Below are 19594 nucleotides of genomic sequence, written 5' to 3' on the forward strand. Positions count from 1 at the left end.
AGGACGCGCCATTTCTTGACATTCCCGGCGCTTCTCCGAAGCTGACCTTCGCGCAAGGGGCTCGAGTCGACCCGCTCCAGTCGTTCGAACTCGAGCGCCCAACGGCGCAAGTCGATTAAAACGTGCAATCCACGGGCCTCTAAATCGCGTAATCGTTCCGACAACGTCGAATCCAAGATGACGCCAAAGCTTGACCGCGCGTTCGTTGGTACTGACCACGCAGTTGAACTGCATGGCCGGAAGCCTCGCGCAGCCGCGTGCCCCAGACCCCGCGCACAAAGGTGCAGGGCACGAAGGGCGTGATCGGTCGCAACGGCAGGCTTGCGCGATAGACGGATTGGGGACAGCCTACGGTCTCTTTTGGACCACACGTTGCGGTTACTCGAGTTTGTCACTTTCAGTAAGCAGTCTCAATGCCCGCCGCAGAATATCTGCTGCGGGTTCTCGGTCGTCTTTCGTCATCGCTTCAAGATCAATATCGATCCTCACGTTGGAATGCTCTTCCCGGAAATGTCGCCGTTCTCTCCCGAGGTTCTCGAAAGTGTCGACAACCCGATAGGTGGCGACTGGATACGAGATGCCCTTCACCTCTATCTCGCCATGTTCCTCACTGCGGACCTGATCCTTAACGTGCGCGAAAGTCTCGTACGAGATAAGGATTTCCCCTGGCGTGGCCAGTGATTGCAGGCGAGACGCGGTGTTCACGGCCCCCCCGATAATGGTGTAGTCCATCCGGTCCGCGCTACCGAAGTTTCCCACGGTACAATAGCCGGTATGAATGCCCATCCTGACCCGCAACGGCTTCTCAATGCCCGAGTCTCGCCACAGGTCGGTCAGATCATGCAATTTCTTCTGCATGGCGATAGCCATGTTCACACACGCGAGAGCATCTTCTTTGACACCTTTGGATTCGGGATCACCGAAGAAAATCAGCATGGCATCGCCAATGTATTTGTCGATGGTCGCGCCATAATTCACACCGATTCGGGACATCTCCGTGAGATAGTGGTTGATCAGCTGAGTGAGCTCTTCGGATTCCATTCGGTCCGCGGTTTCCGTAAAGCCGGCGATGTCCGAAAAGAAGACCGTCAACTTCTTGCGGCTGCTGGCAACCTTGACCTCTTGCTTGCCGCTGAAAATCGAATCATAGAGCTGAGGGGAAAGATATTTCGCTAGCTGGCTGGACAGCTGCTCTAAGGTCTTAGATTTTTGCTCCAACGCTTCAGACTTTTCGGAAAGTTCCTGCTCTCGGTGCTTGAGCTCAGTGATGTCCGCGTATACCGCGACGGTGCCCCCATCTTCAGTCTTTCGCTCGCTGATCAGAATCCATTGATCTTCGCTTCTTCGCTGAAGGTGAGGCTGACCAGGGTTGCGATGAAGCGCTAGACGTTCGGCAACCCAGGCTTCGATGCGCCCCTCAGCATCACGGATAAGCCCGCGCTCAGCAGCTGCGCGAATGATCGATTCGAAGGATGTTCCCGGCGTCACGACATCCTCTATCCACGGATATAAAAGCTTCCTGTACCTGCTGTTGCAGACCACCAGCCGGTCTTCGGCGTCGTAGAGCGAAAAACCTTCGAAAATGCTCTCGATGGCGTCAATCAAGCGTCGGCGTGCCTCATTGATTTCCCTTAAGTTGCTCTCTCTGACCTCGACCGCAGTGTCCCTGAACACAACGAGTGCCTTAGCCATGCCGCTGATCTCGTCATCGCCGCCGCCCGGAATAGTCGCTTCCAGATTACCATCGGCGATCGCCAGCATGCTGTCGCTGAGCGCGGTCAGTCGGGCAATCAGATGGCGTCCGACGTAGAGCCAGACGATGAGAATTGAACTTATTAGGCTCAACCCGACCACTGCGAGCAAAACCCCAGTGCTCCATTGCTGCACGGAAATTGCGCTTCGGTTCGCCATGTTTATGTCTTCATTTGTCGCTGCGACCAATCGATCCACCACGTCAGTCAATTGGCGAGAAAGGTCGACGTTTCCATCCAGCCGCAGTCTCGCGTTGTTCATTATTTCGAGCTCGTGCTCGCGGGCACGAAGGATACTATTCGGACCGTCTATCAAGCTTCGAAATTCCTTAGTTCGATCCGATATGCGTGATCGCAGCATTTGATCCATGTCGGCAGCGACGCGCTCCAACGAACTTACCGAACGCTCCAGCGGAAAGCTCAGAATCGGTAGATCCGCCAATTGAGAAACCGAGGCACGAAGCAATGTGTCGTAGATAGTTGATTCCTCGAACTGCGCCTTCTGCAGTGGCTGTAAAGTGGCAATTGATTGGGCCACCTTAGCGATCGTCCGCGATTTTTGGTCAGACGTGATGTCGCCATCGTCAATCGACTTACGCAAGCGCGACAGGTCTGCCTCCATCACCCGGAGGCCGGGTGCGAGTAAACGCAGGGTAGCAATATGCGTATTGGACAGCTGGCGAAGCAGCTCAGCTTTGCGGTCGTGGGCCTCAAGTTGCCGAGAAATCTCGGTGCCTAAAGAATCTAGATTAATAACTAGGTGCTCTACAGATGGCTCTATTAGATTGAGATATTTAGCACTAACGCCGCCGAGCTTGACGTCGGACAGTAGATCCTTGAGTCGCTCAACCTCTACAGCGATCCTACTCGACAATTGCTCATGTTCTATAGATGTTGCGACAGAAAGATAGGCCGGGGCCATCGAGACGACACGCTCGGCCTGACGAGACAATTGCTGAGACGCTAAGGCGGCCGGGACGCGTTTCTGAGTGATTTGGTCGAGGACTTCACCGACCTGGAGAAATGCATACATGGCGGCAGCCGCGGCGAATACGGCAAAGGCGCTGATGCCCAAGAAGGCCAAGAATAAACGACCACGAACCCCAAGCTGTTGCAATGGTTGCCGCCTCCCTTGGTTTGACCGGCGGTGTTCGCGGTTCCGTGACTTCTGACGGCTTACTTTGCTGGCACGTACTCCCCCTTCGTCCAGCGATACCAGACGTAGCCGGGAGCCGTTACGTCACCATTTTGATCAAAGCTGATCTCCCCCAAAACTGTGTGGAATCGATGGGTTCGCAAAGCCTTGATTACTGCCATGAGGTCGAGTGAACCGGCTATTTCGGCAGCTTGCGTCCAAGCTTGTACCGCCGCATATGTGTGAAGCGTGTATCCCCCGGGTTCGAAATTCTGCGCACGAAACTGATCGACGACCTCAGCTGCTTCTGGATTCATTCGGGGATCAGCGCCAAATGTCATCAGCGTGCCTTCGCCCGCTGGACCCGCAACCATCCAGAACTCTTCGGTGGTCAAACTATCCCCTCCAACAAGCTGAACCTCGAAATCTTGATTGTTGGCCTCACGCAGTATTAGTCCCGCATCGGCGCCATAACCGCCGAAATACATGACGTCGATGGCCACCGCTCGCATGCCGGACACCAGCTCCGCGTAGTCGCTTTTGCCCGGCATATAGCTTGCGTACATGGCCTCTTTGACACCGCGCTTGTGCAATTGCTTCCGGGTTTCGTCAGCAAGGCCCTTACCGTAGACTGAGTTGTCGTGCAGGATGGCGATGCTCTTGTCTGCCCACACATCCGCCAGGTAATTGCCGGCCACAAGTCCTTGCTGATCATCGCGGCCGCACACGCGAAAAACATTGGCACCACCCTCGTCCGTCAGTTTCGGATTGGTCGAGGCCGGCGAGATCATGAGAATGCCCTCTTCCTCGTATACTTTCGACGCCGGGATTGAGGAATGAGAGCAAACGTGCCCCGCGACGAAGACAACACCGTCAGTCGCAAGCTTTCGCGCCACTGCCACAGCCTGCTCGGGATCGCAGGCGTCATCACCGACCAGCAGTTGGACACGCTGGCCGAGTACGCCACCCTTGGCGTTGAGATCCGCCACGGCCAATTGGGCGCCCTGCTGTATCTGCTCGCCCCTAAAGATGTTTTGCCCAGTCATCGGGCCGGCGACCGCTATCGCGATCTCCGCCCGAGCGGCCACTGAGTTGAGTGTCATTAGGGCAACAACTCCAAATAACCGGATTAGCAATCTGGCCATGGTCAATGCCTTCATAGTCGGTACTCCAGTGGTCCCGCACAGTCCCCAACCCGTTCGCAGCCCTCGGTGATCAGCGCGATGACGTAGGTCGGATGGGTGTGAAGCTCAAAGCTATGCTGCCTGAAGCGCGCCTTGAGCAAGCCAAGGTCGCGGAAGCGTGCGTAGCGCGAGAACTCCTTCCTCTCCTGCACGCATCAATCCTCGAGCTGGTCAATCTGGTTCAAGACGAGTGCCGGCCAACTCTCCTATCCACGCGGCAACGCAGGAGAGAACCATGCTTCATAATGATCCCATCGCCGCCATTACGCCAGAGTCATCGCCTGGCGTCACCGCATCCACGCCAATCCCGAACTCGGCTTCCAGGAGAAGGAGACGGCGCGCTTCGTCGCCGATCAGCTCAAGTCGCTCGGCCTGGAGGCTCATAGGCATCGGTGGAACCGGAGTCGTCGGCGTCCTTCGCAGCGGGCGTGGCCGCACGATCGGGCTTACGGCCGAGCTCGACGCCTTGCCGGTCATCGAGAAGACCGGGCTGTCCTATGCATCGACCAAGGACGGCGTCATGCATGAGGTGCCCGGATCGCTGACCGAACGCGATCCTGTCAACTTGGGTTGCCGTGCGGCGGCCCAAAGGCGGCTCCCCAAAAGGTTCTCTCTTTTGTTCGGCGGCATTTTCGAACAGGCATTCAAATCTATACGTTCGAAAGTTTGGCGCGCCGGAGAGGATGAAACTGGGCACTGCTATGTCATTGTTGCGGCTATAGATTTCTGAGATCGTCGCTCGGAATGGAAGGTCCGCCTTGCGCCATAAGCAGACGAAGAATGCAGCCCGGCACCCCTGCAATGGGCGCCAGCCCTAACCACACTCGAACTCCGAAAATCTCCGAAACGTGTTGCGGCCGAGCGCTACAAGAGTCATGATCAGTCCGCGAACGAAATGACGCAGACGGCTTCGTTTGCCGCGGAGGCGGGGCGGTTCGCGGCCCGGGAAGGGCAAATCACAGGAATTCGCCATGCACAATGTCTCTCGGCGAAATGCCATTCGCCTCGTTCTGGCGGTCACAGCCGCCCTGTTTGCGACCTCGATGCCCTCTTTTGCCACGGAAGCGGTTCCGCTGGCGATCAAGGGTTATGACCCGGTCGCCTATTTCACCATCGGAAGCCCCACGCGCGGGCTGCCGGAGATCGAGTACGAATGGGATGAGCACCGCTACCTCTTCGCGAACGCCGAGCATCGCGAGCTTTTCAAGGCCGATCCTGTTCGCTACGCGCCAGAGTTTGGAAATTTTTGTGCAATGGCGCTGGCCCTGGGCGAGCTCGACGAGGCCAACCCGGAGAACTGGCTGATCAGCGACGGAAAGCTTTATATTTTCGGCAAACCGGCCCCGATGGGACCCGCGCTCTTCCAGCAGGACCTTGCTGCGAACATCGCGAAGGCCAACCAGAACCGCGCGCTACTTCAAGGACATTAGCGGTTCATTCTCTCGGCCGGTGGCAGGTCGCCTGTGACGGGGTAGAGGCGGGCCTTGCGGAATCCGTCGCGCAGATGTTCGAGATCGCCAGAGCTTAGAAGCTTGGTTCCGAACTCCTGCGGGTCGAAGGTTGGGTCGATGCGGCGTATCATCGTCACGACACGCGCGGCGTCATCCGCTCGATCGTCTTGTGCATAGGCGGCCGCCAGCAGGATACGGCTGAAGTTCGCGCCTGCGGTTGTTCGAAGACTAAGTTCCGCCTGTTCGATCGCCGCGTCGTAACGCCGTTTCAGATAGTAGGCCAGGCTCAGCGCAAAGCGATCGATCGCATTGAGATCGGGGTCGATACGCTGCGCCTGCTCCAAGGCCTCGATCGCCGCATCCGTCTGTCCCAGCCACAACAGGATGGTGCCGCGCCCGGCGAGGCCGTGAGCATCGTTCGGATTGATCGCAATGGCGCGCTCGATCTCAACCTCTGCCTGGTTGTATCTCTGACGAAAGAGGTGGATGTGGCCGAGGGTGATGCGCGCGCGCACGTCGGAATCATCAAGGCTCAGCGCCTTGATTGCCAGTTCCTCGGCACGGCTCAGGAAGGCGGTTGGCGATTCCGCCCAGCCCATCGAGCTGGCAATGTGATAGGTTTCGGCAAGTGCCGCATATGCAGCAGCGTAGTTCGGGTCAAGCTCGATGGCGCGTCTGAGCAGGGCGCGCGCCTCCACATTGTTTGCATGCGTCGGGCTCTGCAATGCCGGCCTGGCGCGCAGCACGTAATCATAGGCTGCGAGATTTTCGGTTGGCTTCGCGAACACCCGATTTTGTTCGATCTGGGTCACGCGAATCGCCAGGACTCTGACGATGCGAGTGACAATGTTGTCCTGCAGCGCGAACACGTCCGCCAGCGCCTCCTCGAAGCGTGCAGACCAAATCACCCGTCCCTGCCTTGTGTCGACGAGTTGCGCGATGACCCGCACGCGGTCGCCGGTCTGGCGGACGCTGCCTTCGACCAGATAGCTGACGGCGAGACCGCGGCCGATCTCCTCCGGGCTTGCGGGCTTTCCCTTGTAGGGGAAGACAGCGTTCCACGACATCACGGTCAGCGCGGAGAACCGACCCAGTGCGTTGATGATATCCTGCGTCAATCCATCCGCGAAATACTGACGAGCCGAATCGTCGCTCTGGTTCAGGAACGGGAGAATGGCGATCGCGGGTTTCGTGCTGACTTCAGCACTTTTTGTGAATTGATCGCCAGAGCGCAGAATGCTGAGAAATTTCCACTCAGAGCCAAGACCGGCCCACAGCGCGCCTACAATAAGCAAAATCATCAGAGCCAGAGCGGCGAACAATCCCCGGCGCCAGCCGGCGGGCGCCGGAGCGGCCGTGGCGTCGAGCCGCACGCGAAAGGCGCGCACCGGCCGAGCGATGTTCTTGAGCTTCTGTTCGCCGATATCCTCAAAGGCAATGTCGAGCTTGCCTTGCACGTCTTCCTGCACGCGGCCCGAGACGCAGATGCCGCCAGGCTCCGCGAGCCCCTCCAAGCGAGCCGCCACGTTGACGCCATCCCCGAAAATGTCGTCATCCTCGATGATGATGTCGCCGACATTGATGCCGACGCGGAACTCGATACGTTGTCCTGCCGGCACCGCGACATTGCGTTCCGCCATGCCGCGCTGGATCTCGACGGCGCAGCGCACGGCCTCGACCACACTCGCGAACTCGACCAGCATCCCATCGCCGGTGGTCTTGACAATCCGCCCGCGGTGTTCGTTGATCTTTCGGTCGACCAGAGCACGCCGATGCGCCTTCAGCTGGGCGAGCGTACCTTCCTCGTCGTTGCCCATCAGCCGGCTGTAGCCGGAGATGTCGGCCGCTAGAATGGCCGTAAGTCGCCGCTCTACATGCTCGGTTGACAATCCGACTCTCCCAGCGCGGAGTAGCCCACCACATCGGCAGCAAGAATGGCAGCAAGCTTGCGATCCACGACGGCGTTCTTTAAGACCACTTATGCCCGAGGAATGCACCGTAGCAGAAGTCGGACGCATTGTATCGCCGCAAGGCCCTTTGCTGTGCATGCGCCGGGAGGTCTGGAATGGGTCTTGGCAGTGTGAAAACGCGACAGCGCAACGAACCGGTAGAATGATTTCCTTGGGAGAGGCGATCAGAGACATGACGTCCTTTGGTGCCGTCAACGTGATCGATCTTGGGAAAATCATCCCACGCATCCGATCTCGCGGAGTTTTCACACAGCCACGGTCAAAACCGGACGTCGCGCTACATGATTTTGGAATGTACATCCCGCGCCGTACGAGATTCGAACTAAGACTGGGCGTCCGCTGTCGGCGCAAGCAGACATCTGGTCGAGCAATTTGGTTGTCGCCTTCGGGTCACGACGTTCCCTTGACCTCCCATCAGGGATGGTCCGCAAGGGGTCGGTTCTTGCCGTCCACCGGAGTGTCAGACTTTCACCACTAGATGGTGACAAGCATCTTGCCGGCATTGGCCAGCGGCGTCGTCACACCCGACAGCATCGTGCGGATATGGGCAACGCTCTGATAGCGACCGTTGACCGAAATGCGCGGCAGCGCTTGCAGGAAGCCGGCATGTTCGGCGCGCAGCACGCCGTGGCGCGTCGTCACCGCCGAGGCATAGCCGGCGTCGCGGGCAAAGCCGACTTCGCGGTCGCCAACGGCGCTGGCATAGCCATAGGGATAGGCGAAATGGCGCGGCGCCTCGCCGAGTTCGGCCTGCAATATGCGCCTGACGTCGTCGACCTCGTGCCGCGCATCGGCGTCGGGAAGCCGCTTCAGATTGCGATGATTGACCGTATGCGCGCCGATCGTCACCAGCGGATGCCCTGCCATGGCGCGGATCTCGTCCCAGTTCATCAAAGTGCTCTGGCGCGCGTCCCGCTCGATACCGTTCGACCGCGCCAATTCGCGCAGCACCGCGCGCTGGTCCTCCTCGCGGACCTCCAGCGTCAAATAGTCGTGCAGGCGCGCAAAGGCCTGGAGTTTCTTGCCCGCGGTCGAGCAATCGATCGTCACCGCACCGTCCGGTGTTGTCAGAATCAACCGGTCGCGCGCGCTGACGATGTCCTCGACCACCTCCCACCATAGATCGGCGGCGCCGTTTATCAGCCCCGGCGCGACATAGATGGTGACCGGCGCGCCGTGCTTTTCCAGCACCGGCAGCGCCTCGGTCATGTTGTCGCGGTAGGCGTCGTCGGCGGTGATCGCCGCGAACTGGCCATCCTTGCCGCCGGCCTTGATGCGCTCGATCGCCTCGTCCAGCGTGACGAATGTATAGCCGTTCACCGTCATATCGGCGATCACGGCGTCGAGGAACTCAGGCGCGATGTTGAGATGCCGGTTGACGCTATCAGGTTTTTCCGGCCTCGCGGTGACCCGGTGCAGCATAAGGATGGCGCCGATGCCGCCGACAAACGGCTTGGCCAGCGGGGCAAGACCGGTATAGCGGACGACGTTGAGCGCCAGTTTCCGGATCGCCTCGCCCCCGTCGATCATTCATTCACCTTTTGCGCCTAGGCTCATCCAAGCGCGGAATGCGCCTATGCGAGCCCCCAATCGCGGTGAATACGCCCTAAAGGATTGAGGTATGGTTGACGCCACCGCGTCATTTGACGGCAGTCGGCTCGAAGCAATGGAGGCGGCGCCGCGCGCGTTGCCTGCGGATCATGCCGGCCTGTCGGTCTCGGTCGCCGACGGTGCGGCACTTGCGGCCTATGCCGAGTTCTGCGGTTCGGCGCTGTTCGCGCCGGCGCAGAGCCCGGCCTGGATTCTGAACTGGGCCAGATATGCCGAAGCGGACACCGTTTTGGCGACGCTGAACGCTGAAGGCAGGCCGGCTTTTTCGTTGGCGCTGGAAGTCACCAGCCGCGGTCCGTTCCGCGTCGCCCGTTTCATGGGCGGCCGCCATGCCAACGGCAATTTCGCCGCCGCCGACCCGTCTTGGCTGACCAAGGCGGATGGCGCGGCAATCCGCTCGATGCTGGCGGCGATCGCCAGGGCGCGGCCGGACATCGACCTCGTCGCACTGGAACGGCTGCTGCCCGATCTCGACGGCATTGCCAATCCGCTTCTATCCCTCCCGCATTTTCCCAGCCCCAACCTGTCGCTGGCCGTCGACTTGGCGGGAGGTTTTGATGCACTGCTCTCCCGCGCGAGCGGCAAGCGCAGGCGCAAGAGGCACCGCTCGCAGGCGCGCAAATTCGAGGCCGTCGGCAGCCACCGCCGCATCGAGGCGCAGACTGCGGGCGAGGTGAACAGACTGCTCGATGCGTTTTTCGAGATGAAGGAGTTCCGCTTCCGCAAGATGGGCGTCGCCAACGTCTTCGGCGAGCCGAAGGTTCGTGCTTTCTTCCGCGCGTTGTTCGTCGAAGCGCTTTCCGACGACAAGCCGTCCTTCGTACTGCACGGGCTCGAAGTCGCGGGCAAGCTTCGCGCCGTCACCGGATCGAGCCGCTCGGGAAAACGCCTGATCTGCGAGTTCGGAGCGATCGCCAACGACGACGTCGCCCATGCCAGCCCCGGCGACTTCCTGTTTTTCGACAACATCGAGGAAGCCTGCGAGAGGGGATTCGATGTCTATGATTTCTCGGTCGGCGACGAACCCTACAAGCGGCTGTGGTGCGATATCGAGACCCAGCATTTCGAGGTCCTGATTCCGCTGATGCTGAAGGGCCGCGCGCTGGTGTTTGTCCTGCGGCAAGGCGCGCGCCTGAAAGCCTTCGTCAAGAACAGTCCGACGATCTGGAAGCTGACCAAGATGCTGCGCCGCAAGACGGCCGGACAGGCAGCACCTGCGGCGGGCGAAGACGACAGCTGAACGCTGCCGAGATTTCCGGGACGTCTCAGGCGGCGGAGCGCCGTCCGGGTATCGGCGTCCCTGGCGTCTCGTGGCCGACCGGCGTCACCAGCGTCAGGTCGGGATAGCCGCTCTCGATCAGCTCGACTGCGGCCTGAGCCACCTCGTCGTCCGGCTCCAGCAGCGACAGGAAGACCTCGGTGTCCTCGCCGACAAGGCGGCTGATGCCTTGCGCGTCTGCGGGTCCGCATTCGACCACGACCAGATCGTAGGCGGTGGTCAGCGACTGCATGATGATCGGCAGGCGGTCGGCGGCGCGCATGGCGCGGACCGGATCGGCGGTGCCGACGGGAATGACGTGGCAGTCCGAATAGAGATCGGGGTGGATCACGTCGCTGAACTGCGCTTCGGAGGCGAGCAGATTGGTGATGCCCGGGAAAAGCCCGCTGTCCAGCATTGGCCGCGAGGCGGCGCCCGAAGCGGTGAGATCGAGCAGGAGCACACGCAGACCGGCGTCGGAAACCTCACGCGCCACCAGCACCGCCGAGGCGGCCGCCTCGTCGCCTTCCGGCGACACGAATATGGCGCGTGCCGCACCGCTTGTGATCAGTTTTTCCACCGCCCTGTCGATTTCGACCTCGCCAAGGGTGGGGCGCGCCGGCTCGACGTCCTCGCCAGTTGCTGGGGCCGTTGCCGGCGCCGCGGCAGCCGCTTCCGGCTCTGCCGGGACTTCCGCCGCCCGATCCTCGACGTCCTCGATAACGGCCGGTTCGCGGTTGGACGGTTCGCGGGCAACCGGCATAGCGACCTGTTCGATTCGCTCGAAGCGGGCGCCGGCGGCCGGCCGCATGGCGCGACCCGAAAACAGCTCTTGCAGAAGCGTCACGATCGCCATGAGCAGCAACGAGCCGACGAAGGCCGCACCGGTGATCGGCAGGATTTTTGGGAAATAGGGCTCGGACGGCGCCACCGCGCGGGAAAAGACGCGGGCGTCGACCGGCAGATAGTTGCTGTCCTTGCGCGAGGACGCCTCACGGTAACGGGTCAGGTAGGATTCGAGCAGCTGCCGCTGGGCGGTCGCTTCGCGCTGCAGCGCATCCAGTTCGACCTGCTGGTCGCCGGCGCGCGCCGATGCGGCCTTCAGCGTGTTGACGTCGCCGACAAGCTGGTTTTCGCGGGCCTGGGCGGTCTGCGCCTGCGTCATCAGCCCTTTCATGATCTTTTCCGCCTCGTTGCGGATCTGGCGGTCGAGATCGGCAAGCTGCGATCTCAGCGCCCGGATACGCGGATGATTGTCGAGCAAGGAGGTGGAAAGGTCGGCGATGTTGGTCTTGAGCTCGACCTGCCGCTCGCGCAGCCGCTGGATGAGTTCGGAAGACAGCACCTCCGGTACCGCATCCAGCGAGCCGCCATTCTGCAGCGCCCTGCGCACACTGTCGGCAGTCGCTTCCGCCGAGGCGCGATTGGCCCGCACCCGCGACAGTTCGCTGGACAGTTCGGAAAGCTGTTGCGTGGCGAGCACCGAATTGTTGCCGCCCATCAAAAGATCGGACTGGGCGCGGTAGCTTGCTACCTTGGCCTCGGCATCCTTCACTCGCTTCGACAGGTCGGCGATCTCAGGCGCCAGCCAGTCGGTTGCAGCCGAATTCGATTCGATGTTGGCATTGCCCTGGACGGAGATGTAGGCGTCGGCGATCGCGTTCGGAATTTCGGCAGCGAGCCTGGGATTTTCCGAGGAGAATTCGATGACGATAACGCGAGATTTTTCAACGCGATAGACGTTGAGCTTCTCGCGCATCTTCGTCAGCACGCGTTCTTCCGGCGGAATCTCGTTGGGGTCGCTTTTCAGGCCGGCGATGACGAGCAGACGACTCGACACCGGCATGTCCGCCGTCTCGTCGAATTCGGGAAGCCGCGACAAATTGAGCTTCTGCGCAACCTGCTTGAGGATGTCGGTCGAGGAAATGACCTCGACCTGACTGGTCACGCCTTCCTCGTCGAGAATCGGCTTGTCGTTGTCGTTGGTGCCGTCGGGGCGCGTGTAAACCGATTCGCGCGTTTCGATCAAAAGCCGTGTTTCGGCCCTGTAATGCGGCGTGGCGAGCCAGGTGAGCGCGAACGCCAGGCCGGTTACTACAAGCGCGACGACAAGAATGCGCAGCCAATTCCTCGCAAGGCTTGCGAAGAGCTGCCTGAGATCGACGTCGACATCTGCGGCCGCGGATTGAACGGACATGGATCCTGCTCCGGTACTTAAAGCACGTCGCGTTGAACCGGTTCATGCGACGCGCTTTAAGCTCTTGTTTTCATGCATGTCGTTGTCGCAAAACCGCTGCGCACTTTTGGGCGACATGCATTGGTCAGGATGCACCGTAAACAACTATGGTAACTCAGCCGTTAATATCGCGGTAAGCATCTGTTAGGTTTTTACTCGCAAGCGGCAGGTAAAAGCATCGGAACCGGCCGTCTCTTGTCGCTTCGGCCGTGCACCTTTACCGGCCATTAACCCTAACGGGATGATAACGGGCCTCGATCCCCAGAGTTTGCCGCGGTGTAACGGCGGCCAGTCGAAGGTACATGTCCGGCCATGAAAAGCACTGCTTCCCTCTTCCGTGCGCTGCTCACCGTGTCGTTGCTTGCCGGCTGCTCCAGCTACCAGCCGGCGCCGGCCGCCTTTCATAAAATGCTCGATCAGCCTTATCGCCTCGGCGCCGGCGACCGGGTCCGCGTCACCGTGTTCGAGCAGGAAGGATTGACCAACGTCTACAGCGTCGACCAATCCGGCTATCTGTCCATCCCGCTCGTCGGCGCCGTTCCGGCGCGCGGCCACACCGCACAGCAACTTGAAGGCGAGATCGCCGACAAATTACGCCAGGGTTACCTGCGCGATCCGGACGTTTCGGTCGAGATCGACCGCTACCGGCCGATCTTCATCATGGGCGAAGTCGGTGCCGCGGGCCAGTACTCCTATGTTCCCGGCCTGACCGTACAAAAGGCGATTGCCATCGCCGGCGGTTTCAGCCCGCGCGCCAACCAGGAAAGCGTCGATATCACCCGCGACATCAACGGCAAGGTCATGACCGGTCGCGTGGCCACCTCCGACCCGCTCCTGCCCGGCGACACAGTCTATGTTCGCGAACGCCTGTTCTAGTCCACGTGGCGGACACACTCAGGATCGTTCACTGCTTTCGCTCACCTGTCGGAGGGATTTTTCGCCACGTGCGCGACCTGACCGAGGCGCAGGTCGCCGCCGGGCATGCCGTCGGCCTCGTCTGCGATTCGACGACGGGCGGCGACTTCGAGGAACATTTGTTCGAACAGATGAAGGGCACAATGGCGCTCGGCATCCATCGTACGCCGATGCAGCGGCATGTCGGACCGGGCGACCTCGCCTCGGCCTGGCGCACCTTTGGGATCATCAAGGAATTGCGGCCGGACGTGCTCCACGGGCACGGCGCCAAGGGTGGCGCCTATGCCCGTCTGTTCGGCTCATTGTTGCGGGTATCAAGGTCTCGCGTGGCCCGCCTTTATTCGCCTCACGGCGGCTCTCTCCACTATGACGAGACCACCGCCACGGGGAAGCTGTTCTTCGCGCTCGAACGGTTCATGGCGCGTTTCACCGACTACCTTCTGTTTGTCTCCGATTACGAAAGGCAGACATACCGCAGTAAGGTCGGCGAACCGCCCATCCCGAACAACCTTGTCTACAACGGCCTGAGCGCCGCCGAGTTCGAGCCGGTGCGGACCGAGCAGACTGCGGCCGACGTCCTCTATATCGGCATGATGCGCGACCTCAAGGGGCCGGACATCTTCATCGATGCGCTGGTCCTTGCCGGAACGCGGCTTGGCCGCCCGGTGAAAGCGGTGATGGTCGGCGACGGCGACGACCTGCCACGCTACCATGCGCAAGTGAAGCGGCTCGGGCTCGAAGGCCATATGCGCTTCCTGCCACCGATGCCGGCGCGAAAGGCCTTCGCGCTGGCCGAACTGGTTGTCGTTCCCTCGCGCGCGGAAGCCATGCCCTACATCGTGCTGGAAACGCTCGCCGCCGGTAAATCGATGATCGCCACCGCCGTCGGCGGCATCCCGGAAATCTTCGGAGCCGGTTCCCCTGCCCTGATCCGGCCTGACCCGCGCGAACTCGCCGGCAAGATGAGCGCGGCGCTGGCCGATCCCGAAGCGTATAGCAGCCTGATGCCCGACACCGCCGACCTCAAGACGCGATTCGGCGCCGACGTGATGGCCGCCGCGATCGAGACGGCCTATTTCGCCGCGCTCAAGCGTTAGCCCCAAAGGGCGCTAGCCCCAAAAGCTTCTCCAAAGCCACCTGTTGTTTCAAGGGTTTCTTAGCTCTCTTTTGCTATTCACCTGAGGGAAGCTTTGCGGATGCACCCATGAACGAGATCGATCCCGCACGCCGCTTTTCGATAGACGCGGTGCGCAAATTCGACGGCCCTGCCAGCGGCGATAAGCTTGGCGGGATGAACGACGTCGCCCGTCAGGTCGCGTCGCAATACAGGCGCGATACCATGTCGCCGATCATGGTCAGCGGTGTCCTGCGCATGGTCGAATTCGCGCTGCTGTTCCTGTCGGGCCTCTGCGTCTATTTCTACCATGTCGGCATCTTCAGCCATCTCGCCTGGCAATACCCGCTGACGATCGCCGCCGCCTCGTTCCTCGCCGTGGTGCTTTTCGACGTCACCGACTGCTACCAGGTCGTCTCGTTGATGCGGCCGCTCGCCAATTTCGGCCGTCTCCTGCTGGTCTGGGCCGGCACCTTCGCCTTGATGGCGCTGACGGCATTCGCCATGAAGATGTCGGAAGACTATTCGCGCCTGTTTTTCGGCACCTGGTTCGTTGTCGGCTTCATGCTGATCTTCGGTCTCAGGCTAATGATGTCCAAGCTGATCCGGCGCTGGGCGCGCGACGGGCGCATGGAGCGCCGGGCCGTCATCGTCGGCGGCGGCACGACGGCGGAAGTCCTGATCCGCTCCGTCGAAAAGCAGCCCTACAACGACATCCGCATCTGCGGCATCTTCGACGACCGCGGCGACAAGCGCTCGCCACCCATCGTCGCCGGATATCCGAAGCTCGGCACCGTTTCCGAGCTCATCGAGTTCGCCCGCATCGCCCGCATCGACATGCTGATCGTGTCGCTGCCGCTGACCGCCGAATCGCGTGTCCTGCAGCTTTTGAAGAAGCTGTGGGTGCTGCCGGTCGATATCCGGCTCTCGGCGCATTCGAACGCGCTGCAATTTCGGCCGCGCGCCTATTCCTATATCGGCTCGGTGCCGATGCTCGATATCTTCGACAAGCCGATCAACGACTGGGATTCGGTCGCCAAGCGCGCCTTCGACATCGTCTTCTCGATCATCGGCATCATCGTGTTCTCGCCGGTCATGCTGGTGACCGCGATCGCCATCAAGCTCGACAGCAAGGGACCGGTGCTGTTCCACCAGAAGCGGCATGGCTTCAACAACGAGATCATCGAGGTCTACAAGTTCCGTTCGATGTACACGGACAAGGCGGACCCGACGGCCAAGCAGACGGTGACCAGGATCGACCCGCGCGTCACCCGCGTCGGCCGCTTCATCCGCAAGACCTCGATCGACGAGTTGCCGCAGTTCTTCAATTCGCTTTTCGGTTCGCTGTCGCTGGTCGGGCCGCGCCCGCATGCCATTGCCGCCCGGTCGCACAACCTTCTCTACAATGAGGTGGTCGACGGCTATTTCGCACGCCACAAGGTCAAGCCAGGCGTCACCGGCTGGGCGCAGATCAATGGCTGGCGCGGCGAGATGGATACCAACGAGAAGATCCGCATGCGAACGGAATACGACCTCTATTATATCGAAAACTGGTCGCTGCTGTTCGATCTGAGGATCCTGTTCCTGACACCGATCCGGCTGCTCAATACGGAAAATGCCTATTGAGCGCCGTCACGCGTGAACTGCCGCCGGCCGCAGTCAACGCCAAGCTGATCGCGCTGATTGCGTCGGGCGCGGTTTTCCTCGGCGTCTTCCTGTCCGGCTTCGTCATTGCCGAGCCTGCCCCATACGACCTCTATATGGCCGGGCTGATCGTGGTGTGGGCCTTGTTCGGCCTGCGCATATCGCGCGCGGCGGCGCCGCTGCTGGTGCTGCTGGTGGTCATGAACATCGGCGGCATGATCTCGATGACCCAGATGTCGGATATTGCCGGCACCCCGCTCTATCTCTCCGTGTCGCTGTTCCTTGCCTTCACCGCGGTGTTCTTTGCCTCGGTGACATCAGTCCAGCCCAGTCTCTACCGGGTGATCTTCCTGGCCTATGTGATGTCGGCGGTGCTGACTTCGCTGCTCGGGATAGCAGGCTATTTCCATGCCTTCCCGGAGGCGGAGATCTTCACCAAATACGACCGCGCCACCGGCGCCTTCCAGGATCCGAATGTGTTCGGGCCGTTCCTGGTGCTGCCCGGCATCTACATGCTCTATCTCCTGCTGACAGGGCCGATCTCACGCATGCCGTTGCTGGCAGTGCCGCTGCTGATCATCACGGCCGGCATTTTCTTCTCCTTCTCGCGCGGCGCCTGGGGCATGTTCGGCGTTTCGGCGATCCTGCTCACCGGCGCCCTGTTCCTGCAGAGCGCCAGCGGAAAATTCCGGCTGCGTGTCGTCGTCATGACCATCGCCGCCATCTCGCTGCTGGTCATCGCGATGCTCGTGATCCTGCAGCTGCCGGGCGTCTCGGAGATGTTTTCCAGCCGCGCCCAGCTGGAACAGAGCTACGACACCGCCCGCCTCGGCCGCTTCGCCCGCTACACGATCGGTTTCCAGATGGCGCTGGAGCATCCGCTCGGTATCGGCCCGCTCGTCTTCGGCACGATTTTCGGCGAGGACACGCACGACATCTGGCTGAAGATGCTGATGGACTATGGCTGGCTCGGCTTCGTGTCGTTTCTGACGCTGACCTGCTGGACGATATCAGCCGGTCTCCGCATTCTCCTGCGTGACAGGCTGTGGCAGCCCTACCTTCTGTGCGCCTATGTCGCCTTCATCGGCAATATCGCGTTGGGCACCTTCATCGACATCGATCACTGGCGCCACGTCTATCTGCTGCTCGGCCTGATCTGGGGCGCCATCGCATTGGAATACCGCCATCAGCGGCAGTTGCGGCCGCTGGCGCTGCCTGCGCCGGCGGCTAAGGCATGATGGATTTCTGGGGGCAAGTCTAAGTTTTGAAATGGTCGGAGTGGCCGGATTCGAACCGACGACCCCTTGACCCCGAGGAAATTGGGCGTAAAGCGGATTTCTATTTAAAGTCATCGCGTTATGCCGTTTTTCCCTTCCTAGTTCGGGACTTTTTTCGGGCCTTCGCGGCAGCGTTTTGTAGCAACTCCATCGCTGCGGCCAACTCTTCGTCCAGCACGTGGGCGTAGCGAGTGGTGGTCTTAGCCATTGCCGTCGAGTATGGCGGGAACTCGCTGCAGGGCTGGTGATGGGCATAGGCATAGCCGTCGGCATGGCGCTGGCCGGATGAACCTAGGCGAGCGTTGCGCAATCTAACGTATAGGCGGCAACGCCATCACTACGACCGCGGCAACGGCCGTATCCGGGGGCGAAACGTTGATCGTCATCTAAGCATCCACCAAACGATGGCCGCACACAGCAAAAACACGAGCGCGGCACCCGCGATCAACATACCTCTTCGCGTTCGCCACCTTGGCGGCTCAGCCGGCGCAAGCCTGAACCGCTGGGCATGCTCCGTTGCGATTTTCAGTAGGGCTGCAGCCGTTTCGCGCGGCGTCCACCCCTGCGCTTCCGAGGCGGTCACTAGGGCTGCAAATGCGACCTCCAAGGCGACTTCACAGTTGACGTCCCGATCTGGGCTACCCTTTGGCAATATGGGTGGTTGCACGGCTTGGGACATGCACACAAAGCGGCTCGCGGATGAAAGGTTCCCGCGTTTCGAGCCCTTCACTTTCGAAGGTCGGCTTCCAGTCGCGATTGCGCGCCCGCTGCTGGCCTTCGTAGTCAGGAATGCATGTGAAGAACACCTGCCGGCGGACACGGCCGGCAGCCTTGCAATTTAAGCAGATAAAGAGCCCGACCAGGTCGTCATGCATCGAGCCGTGGTCACGGCCGAGTCTGTCAATCAGCGCCTGGATGTCGAGCTTCGTCGACCTCTGCGTGAAATCAATGCGACTTTCAGCGCTATGATTAGCTCTCACTAATATGCTATACGCAAAATGGTGAGGGGCTAGTTCCATGAGACAGTTGCTAGGACACATTGCATTGGCGTGGCTCGTGCTGCCCAGCGATGCAGACGCCCATGATTGGTATACGGGCAAGACTGATCCCGTTCTTCACTATGACTGCTGCGGAAACAAGGATTGCCACCCGATCGATTCCAACGACGTCAGGATGACTAAAGACGGCTATTTCGTCAGGCTGCAGCGCCCCGCTTACTTGAATGAAACCCAGGAAGCGGAGTGGTTTATCCCCAGAGAGCGTGTCCAGACCTCGCCTGATGATCGATACCATATCTGCGAACGTCTAACGACGTTTTATCGAACGATCATTCCCCATATGAAGTTCGAGGCCTATCACAGATTCAGATGGACGTGCTTCTTCGCGCCTAGTGGCACAAGTTCAATCCAGCCGGATGAGATTTACTTCCGGCTTTTGGATTTCAAACTGACCAACTACCTATATTAGAGATGGCTTGAATTTTGCGCAAAGCAGGATCTGCTTAGACCGCGCGGATGTGCGGGCGACCAAGCTTAACTTGGTTTAAGATTTGCTTTTCCCGCTATCTTCGCAGCGTATCCAAGTCACATGGCCGTTGAGGTGCAGAAGATCGAAGGCGACGAAGTAGAGGTCGTGCTGGCGCCGCGTGATCGCCTTCCGCAGGGCGGCAAAGTCCGAAATACCATCCTCGTTCAAGACGATGATTTCGCCGTCGATGATGGCACTCTCGACGTCCATCGTCTTGGCCGCCGTCGCTAGGTCGCGGTATTTGGCAGTCCAATCAAGGCCGCGCCGGGTGAAAATGCGAATGTCCGCGTTTTCGATGATGATTTGTGACCTGTAGCCGTCGAACTTAGCTTCATGAAGCCAATCGTCACCTTTGGGCGGCTTCTCAACCAAGGTCGGCAGTAGTGGCGGGACAAACTTCAGACGCATGCATTGACTCGCAAAACCGCGATTCAATTAGCATGTTCTTAATTAGTTCCGGAAAATTTTAACGGATCGTTGACCGCGCTGTCCCAGAATAGGACGGCGCGGTCAAACCCCCA

General features: G+C 60.3%; 16 protein-coding genes and 1 pseudogene. 8 read left to right on the forward strand and 9 right to left on the reverse strand.

Annotation, left to right across the window (positions count from 1 at the left end; genetic code table 11):
* Positions 1–150 precede the first annotated feature (150 nt).
* The 4 genes and pseudogenes from IHQ72_RS24210 to IHQ72_RS24225 form a co-directional block, all read right to left on the reverse strand.
* Positions 151–266 (reverse strand): annotated as a pseudogene (locus tag IHQ72_RS24210) (GNAT family N-acetyltransferase); the annotation flags it as partial.
* Positions 267–378: 112 nt separating this feature from the next.
* Complete coding sequence (locus IHQ72_RS24215; protein WP_258117741.1) at positions 379–2868, reverse strand: adenylate/guanylate cyclase domain-containing protein; 2490 nt, start codon at positions 2866–2868, stop codon at positions 379–381.
* A gap of 59 nt (positions 2869–2927) precedes the next feature.
* Positions 2928–4046: a branched-chain amino acid ABC transporter substrate-binding protein gene (locus IHQ72_RS24220; RefSeq protein ID WP_374120276.1), complete on the reverse strand. Its 1119-nt coding sequence runs from the start codon at positions 4044–4046 to the stop codon at positions 2928–2930.
* Positions 4043–4222, reverse strand: coding sequence for an AraC family ligand binding domain-containing protein (locus tag IHQ72_RS24225; protein WP_258117743.1), 180 nt, complete (start codon positions 4220–4222; stop codon positions 4043–4045). The genes IHQ72_RS24220 and IHQ72_RS24225 overlap by 4 nt, the downstream gene beginning before the upstream one ends.
* A gap of 314 nt (positions 4223–4536) precedes the next feature.
* Between IHQ72_RS24225 and IHQ72_RS24230 the strand changes: the two genes are divergently transcribed.
* On the forward strand, positions 4537–4800 hold the full coding sequence (locus IHQ72_RS24230; RefSeq protein ID WP_258117744.1) for a hypothetical protein: 264 nt from the start codon (positions 4537–4539) through the stop codon (positions 4798–4800).
* Between the two features lie 313 nt (positions 4801–5113).
* Positions 5114–5500, forward strand: a complete 387-nt coding sequence (locus IHQ72_RS24235; RefSeq protein WP_258117745.1) for a YHS domain-containing (seleno)protein — start codon at positions 5114–5116, stop codon at positions 5498–5500.
* Here IHQ72_RS24235 and IHQ72_RS24240 read toward each other — a convergent pair.
* Together IHQ72_RS24240 and IHQ72_RS24245 are read right to left on the reverse strand one after the other, a co-directional pair.
* Positions 5497–7410 (reverse strand): adenylate/guanylate cyclase domain-containing protein, encoded by a 1914-nt coding sequence (locus IHQ72_RS24240; protein ID WP_258117747.1) that lies wholly within the window; start codon positions 7408–7410, stop codon positions 5497–5499. The two genes, IHQ72_RS24235 and IHQ72_RS24240, sit on opposite strands and share 4 nt — an antisense overlap.
* A 555-nt stretch (positions 7411–7965) precedes the next feature.
* A complete protein-coding gene (locus IHQ72_RS24245) occupies positions 7966–9021 on the reverse strand; it encodes a polysaccharide deacetylase family protein (protein ID WP_258117748.1) in 1056 nt (351 codons plus the stop codon).
* 91 nt (positions 9022–9112) lie between these two features.
* On the opposite strand from IHQ72_RS24245, the gene IHQ72_RS24250 reads away from it, so the two are divergent.
* Positions 9113–10342: a GNAT family N-acetyltransferase gene (locus IHQ72_RS24250; protein ID WP_258117749.1), complete on the forward strand. Its 1230-nt coding sequence runs from the start codon at positions 9113–9115 to the stop codon at positions 10340–10342.
* A gap of 25 nt (positions 10343–10367) precedes the next feature.
* On the opposite strand, the gene IHQ72_RS24255 is transcribed toward IHQ72_RS24250, so the two are convergent.
* Positions 10368–12557, reverse strand: a complete 2190-nt coding sequence (locus IHQ72_RS24255) for a GumC family protein (protein ID WP_258117750.1) — start codon at positions 12555–12557, stop codon at positions 10368–10370.
* 351 nt (positions 12558–12908) lie between these two features.
* Here IHQ72_RS24255 and IHQ72_RS24260 point away from each other — a divergent pair, with 351 nt between their 5' ends.
* From IHQ72_RS24260 to IHQ72_RS24275, 4 genes are all read left to right on the forward strand, one after another.
* A complete protein-coding gene (locus tag IHQ72_RS24260) occupies positions 12909–13472 on the forward strand; it encodes a polysaccharide biosynthesis/export family protein (RefSeq protein ID WP_258117751.1) in 564 nt (187 codons plus the stop codon).
* Between the two features lie 5 nt (positions 13473–13477).
* Positions 13478–14608: a glycosyltransferase family 4 protein gene (locus tag IHQ72_RS24265; RefSeq protein ID WP_258117753.1), complete on the forward strand. Its 1131-nt coding sequence runs from the start codon at positions 13478–13480 to the stop codon at positions 14606–14608.
* Positions 14609–14715: 107 nt separating this feature from the next.
* Positions 14716–16251 carry an undecaprenyl-phosphate glucose phosphotransferase gene (locus IHQ72_RS24270; RefSeq protein ID WP_258117755.1) on the forward strand — a complete coding sequence of 512 codons (1536 nt, stop codon included), beginning with the start codon at positions 14716–14718 and terminating at the stop codon, positions 16249–16251.
* Positions 16248–17507: an O-antigen ligase family protein gene (locus tag IHQ72_RS24275; protein WP_258117756.1), complete on the forward strand. Its 1260-nt coding sequence runs from the start codon at positions 16248–16250 to the stop codon at positions 17505–17507. Before IHQ72_RS24270 ends, IHQ72_RS24275 begins: the two co-directional genes overlap by 4 nt.
* 677 nt (positions 17508–18184) lie before the next feature.
* On the opposite strand, the gene IHQ72_RS24280 is transcribed toward IHQ72_RS24275, so the two are convergent.
* Positions 18185–18421, reverse strand: a complete 237-nt coding sequence (locus tag IHQ72_RS24280) for a hypothetical protein (protein ID WP_258117758.1) — start codon at positions 18419–18421, stop codon at positions 18185–18187.
* A 142-nt stretch (positions 18422–18563) separates the two neighbouring features.
* On the opposite strand from IHQ72_RS24280, the gene IHQ72_RS24285 reads away from it, so the two are divergent.
* Positions 18564–19013, forward strand: coding sequence for a hypothetical protein (locus tag IHQ72_RS24285; protein WP_258117759.1), 450 nt, complete (start codon positions 18564–18566; stop codon positions 19011–19013).
* Between the two features lie 75 nt (positions 19014–19088).
* On the opposite strand, the gene IHQ72_RS24290 is transcribed toward IHQ72_RS24285, so the two are convergent.
* On the reverse strand, positions 19089–19481 hold the full coding sequence (locus IHQ72_RS24290) for an ATP-dependent DNA ligase (protein WP_441338640.1): 393 nt from the start codon (positions 19479–19481) through the stop codon (positions 19089–19091).
* Positions 19482–19594: the final 113 nt, after the last annotated feature.

The organism is Mesorhizobium onobrychidis (assembly GCF_024707545.1).
Lineage (GTDB): Bacteria > Pseudomonadota > Alphaproteobacteria > Rhizobiales > Rhizobiaceae > Mesorhizobium > Mesorhizobium onobrychidis.

Bases quoted from the DNA above. Each gene is read 5' to 3' on its own strand.
- IHQ72_RS24220 (WP_374120276.1), bottom strand. From the start codon at position 4,046: ATGAAGGCATTGACCATGGCCAGATTGCTAATCCGGTTATTTGGAGTT.
- IHQ72_RS24235 (WP_258117745.1), top strand. From the start codon at position 5,114: ATGCCCTCTTTTGCCACGGAAGCGGTTCCGCTGGCGATCAAGGGTTAT.
- IHQ72_RS24245 (WP_258117748.1), bottom strand. From the start codon at position 9,021: ATGATCGACGGGGGCGAGGCGATCCGGAAACTGGCGCTCAACGTCGTC.
- IHQ72_RS24250 (WP_258117749.1), top strand. From the start codon at position 9,113: ATGGTTGACGCCACCGCGTCATTTGACGGCAGTCGGCTCGAAGCAATG.
- IHQ72_RS24255 (WP_258117750.1), bottom strand. From the start codon at position 12,557: ATGTCCGTTCAATCCGCGGCCGCAGATGTCGACGTCGATCTCAGGCAG.
- IHQ72_RS24260 (WP_258117751.1), top strand. From the start codon at position 12,909: ATGAAAAGCACTGCTTCCCTCTTCCGTGCGCTGCTCACCGTGTCGTTG.
- IHQ72_RS24270 (WP_258117755.1), top strand. From the start codon at position 14,716: ATGAACGAGATCGATCCCGCACGCCGCTTTTCGATAGACGCGGTGCGC.
- IHQ72_RS24280 (WP_258117758.1), bottom strand. From the start codon at position 18,421: ATGCATGACGACCTGGTCGGGCTCTTTATCTGCTTAAATTGCAAGGCT.
- IHQ72_RS24285 (WP_258117759.1), top strand. From the start codon at position 18,564: ATGAGACAGTTGCTAGGACACATTGCATTGGCGTGGCTCGTGCTGCCC.
- IHQ72_RS24290 (WP_441338640.1), bottom strand. From the start codon at position 19,481: ATGCGTCTGAAGTTTGTCCCGCCACTACTGCCGACCTTGGTTGAGAAG.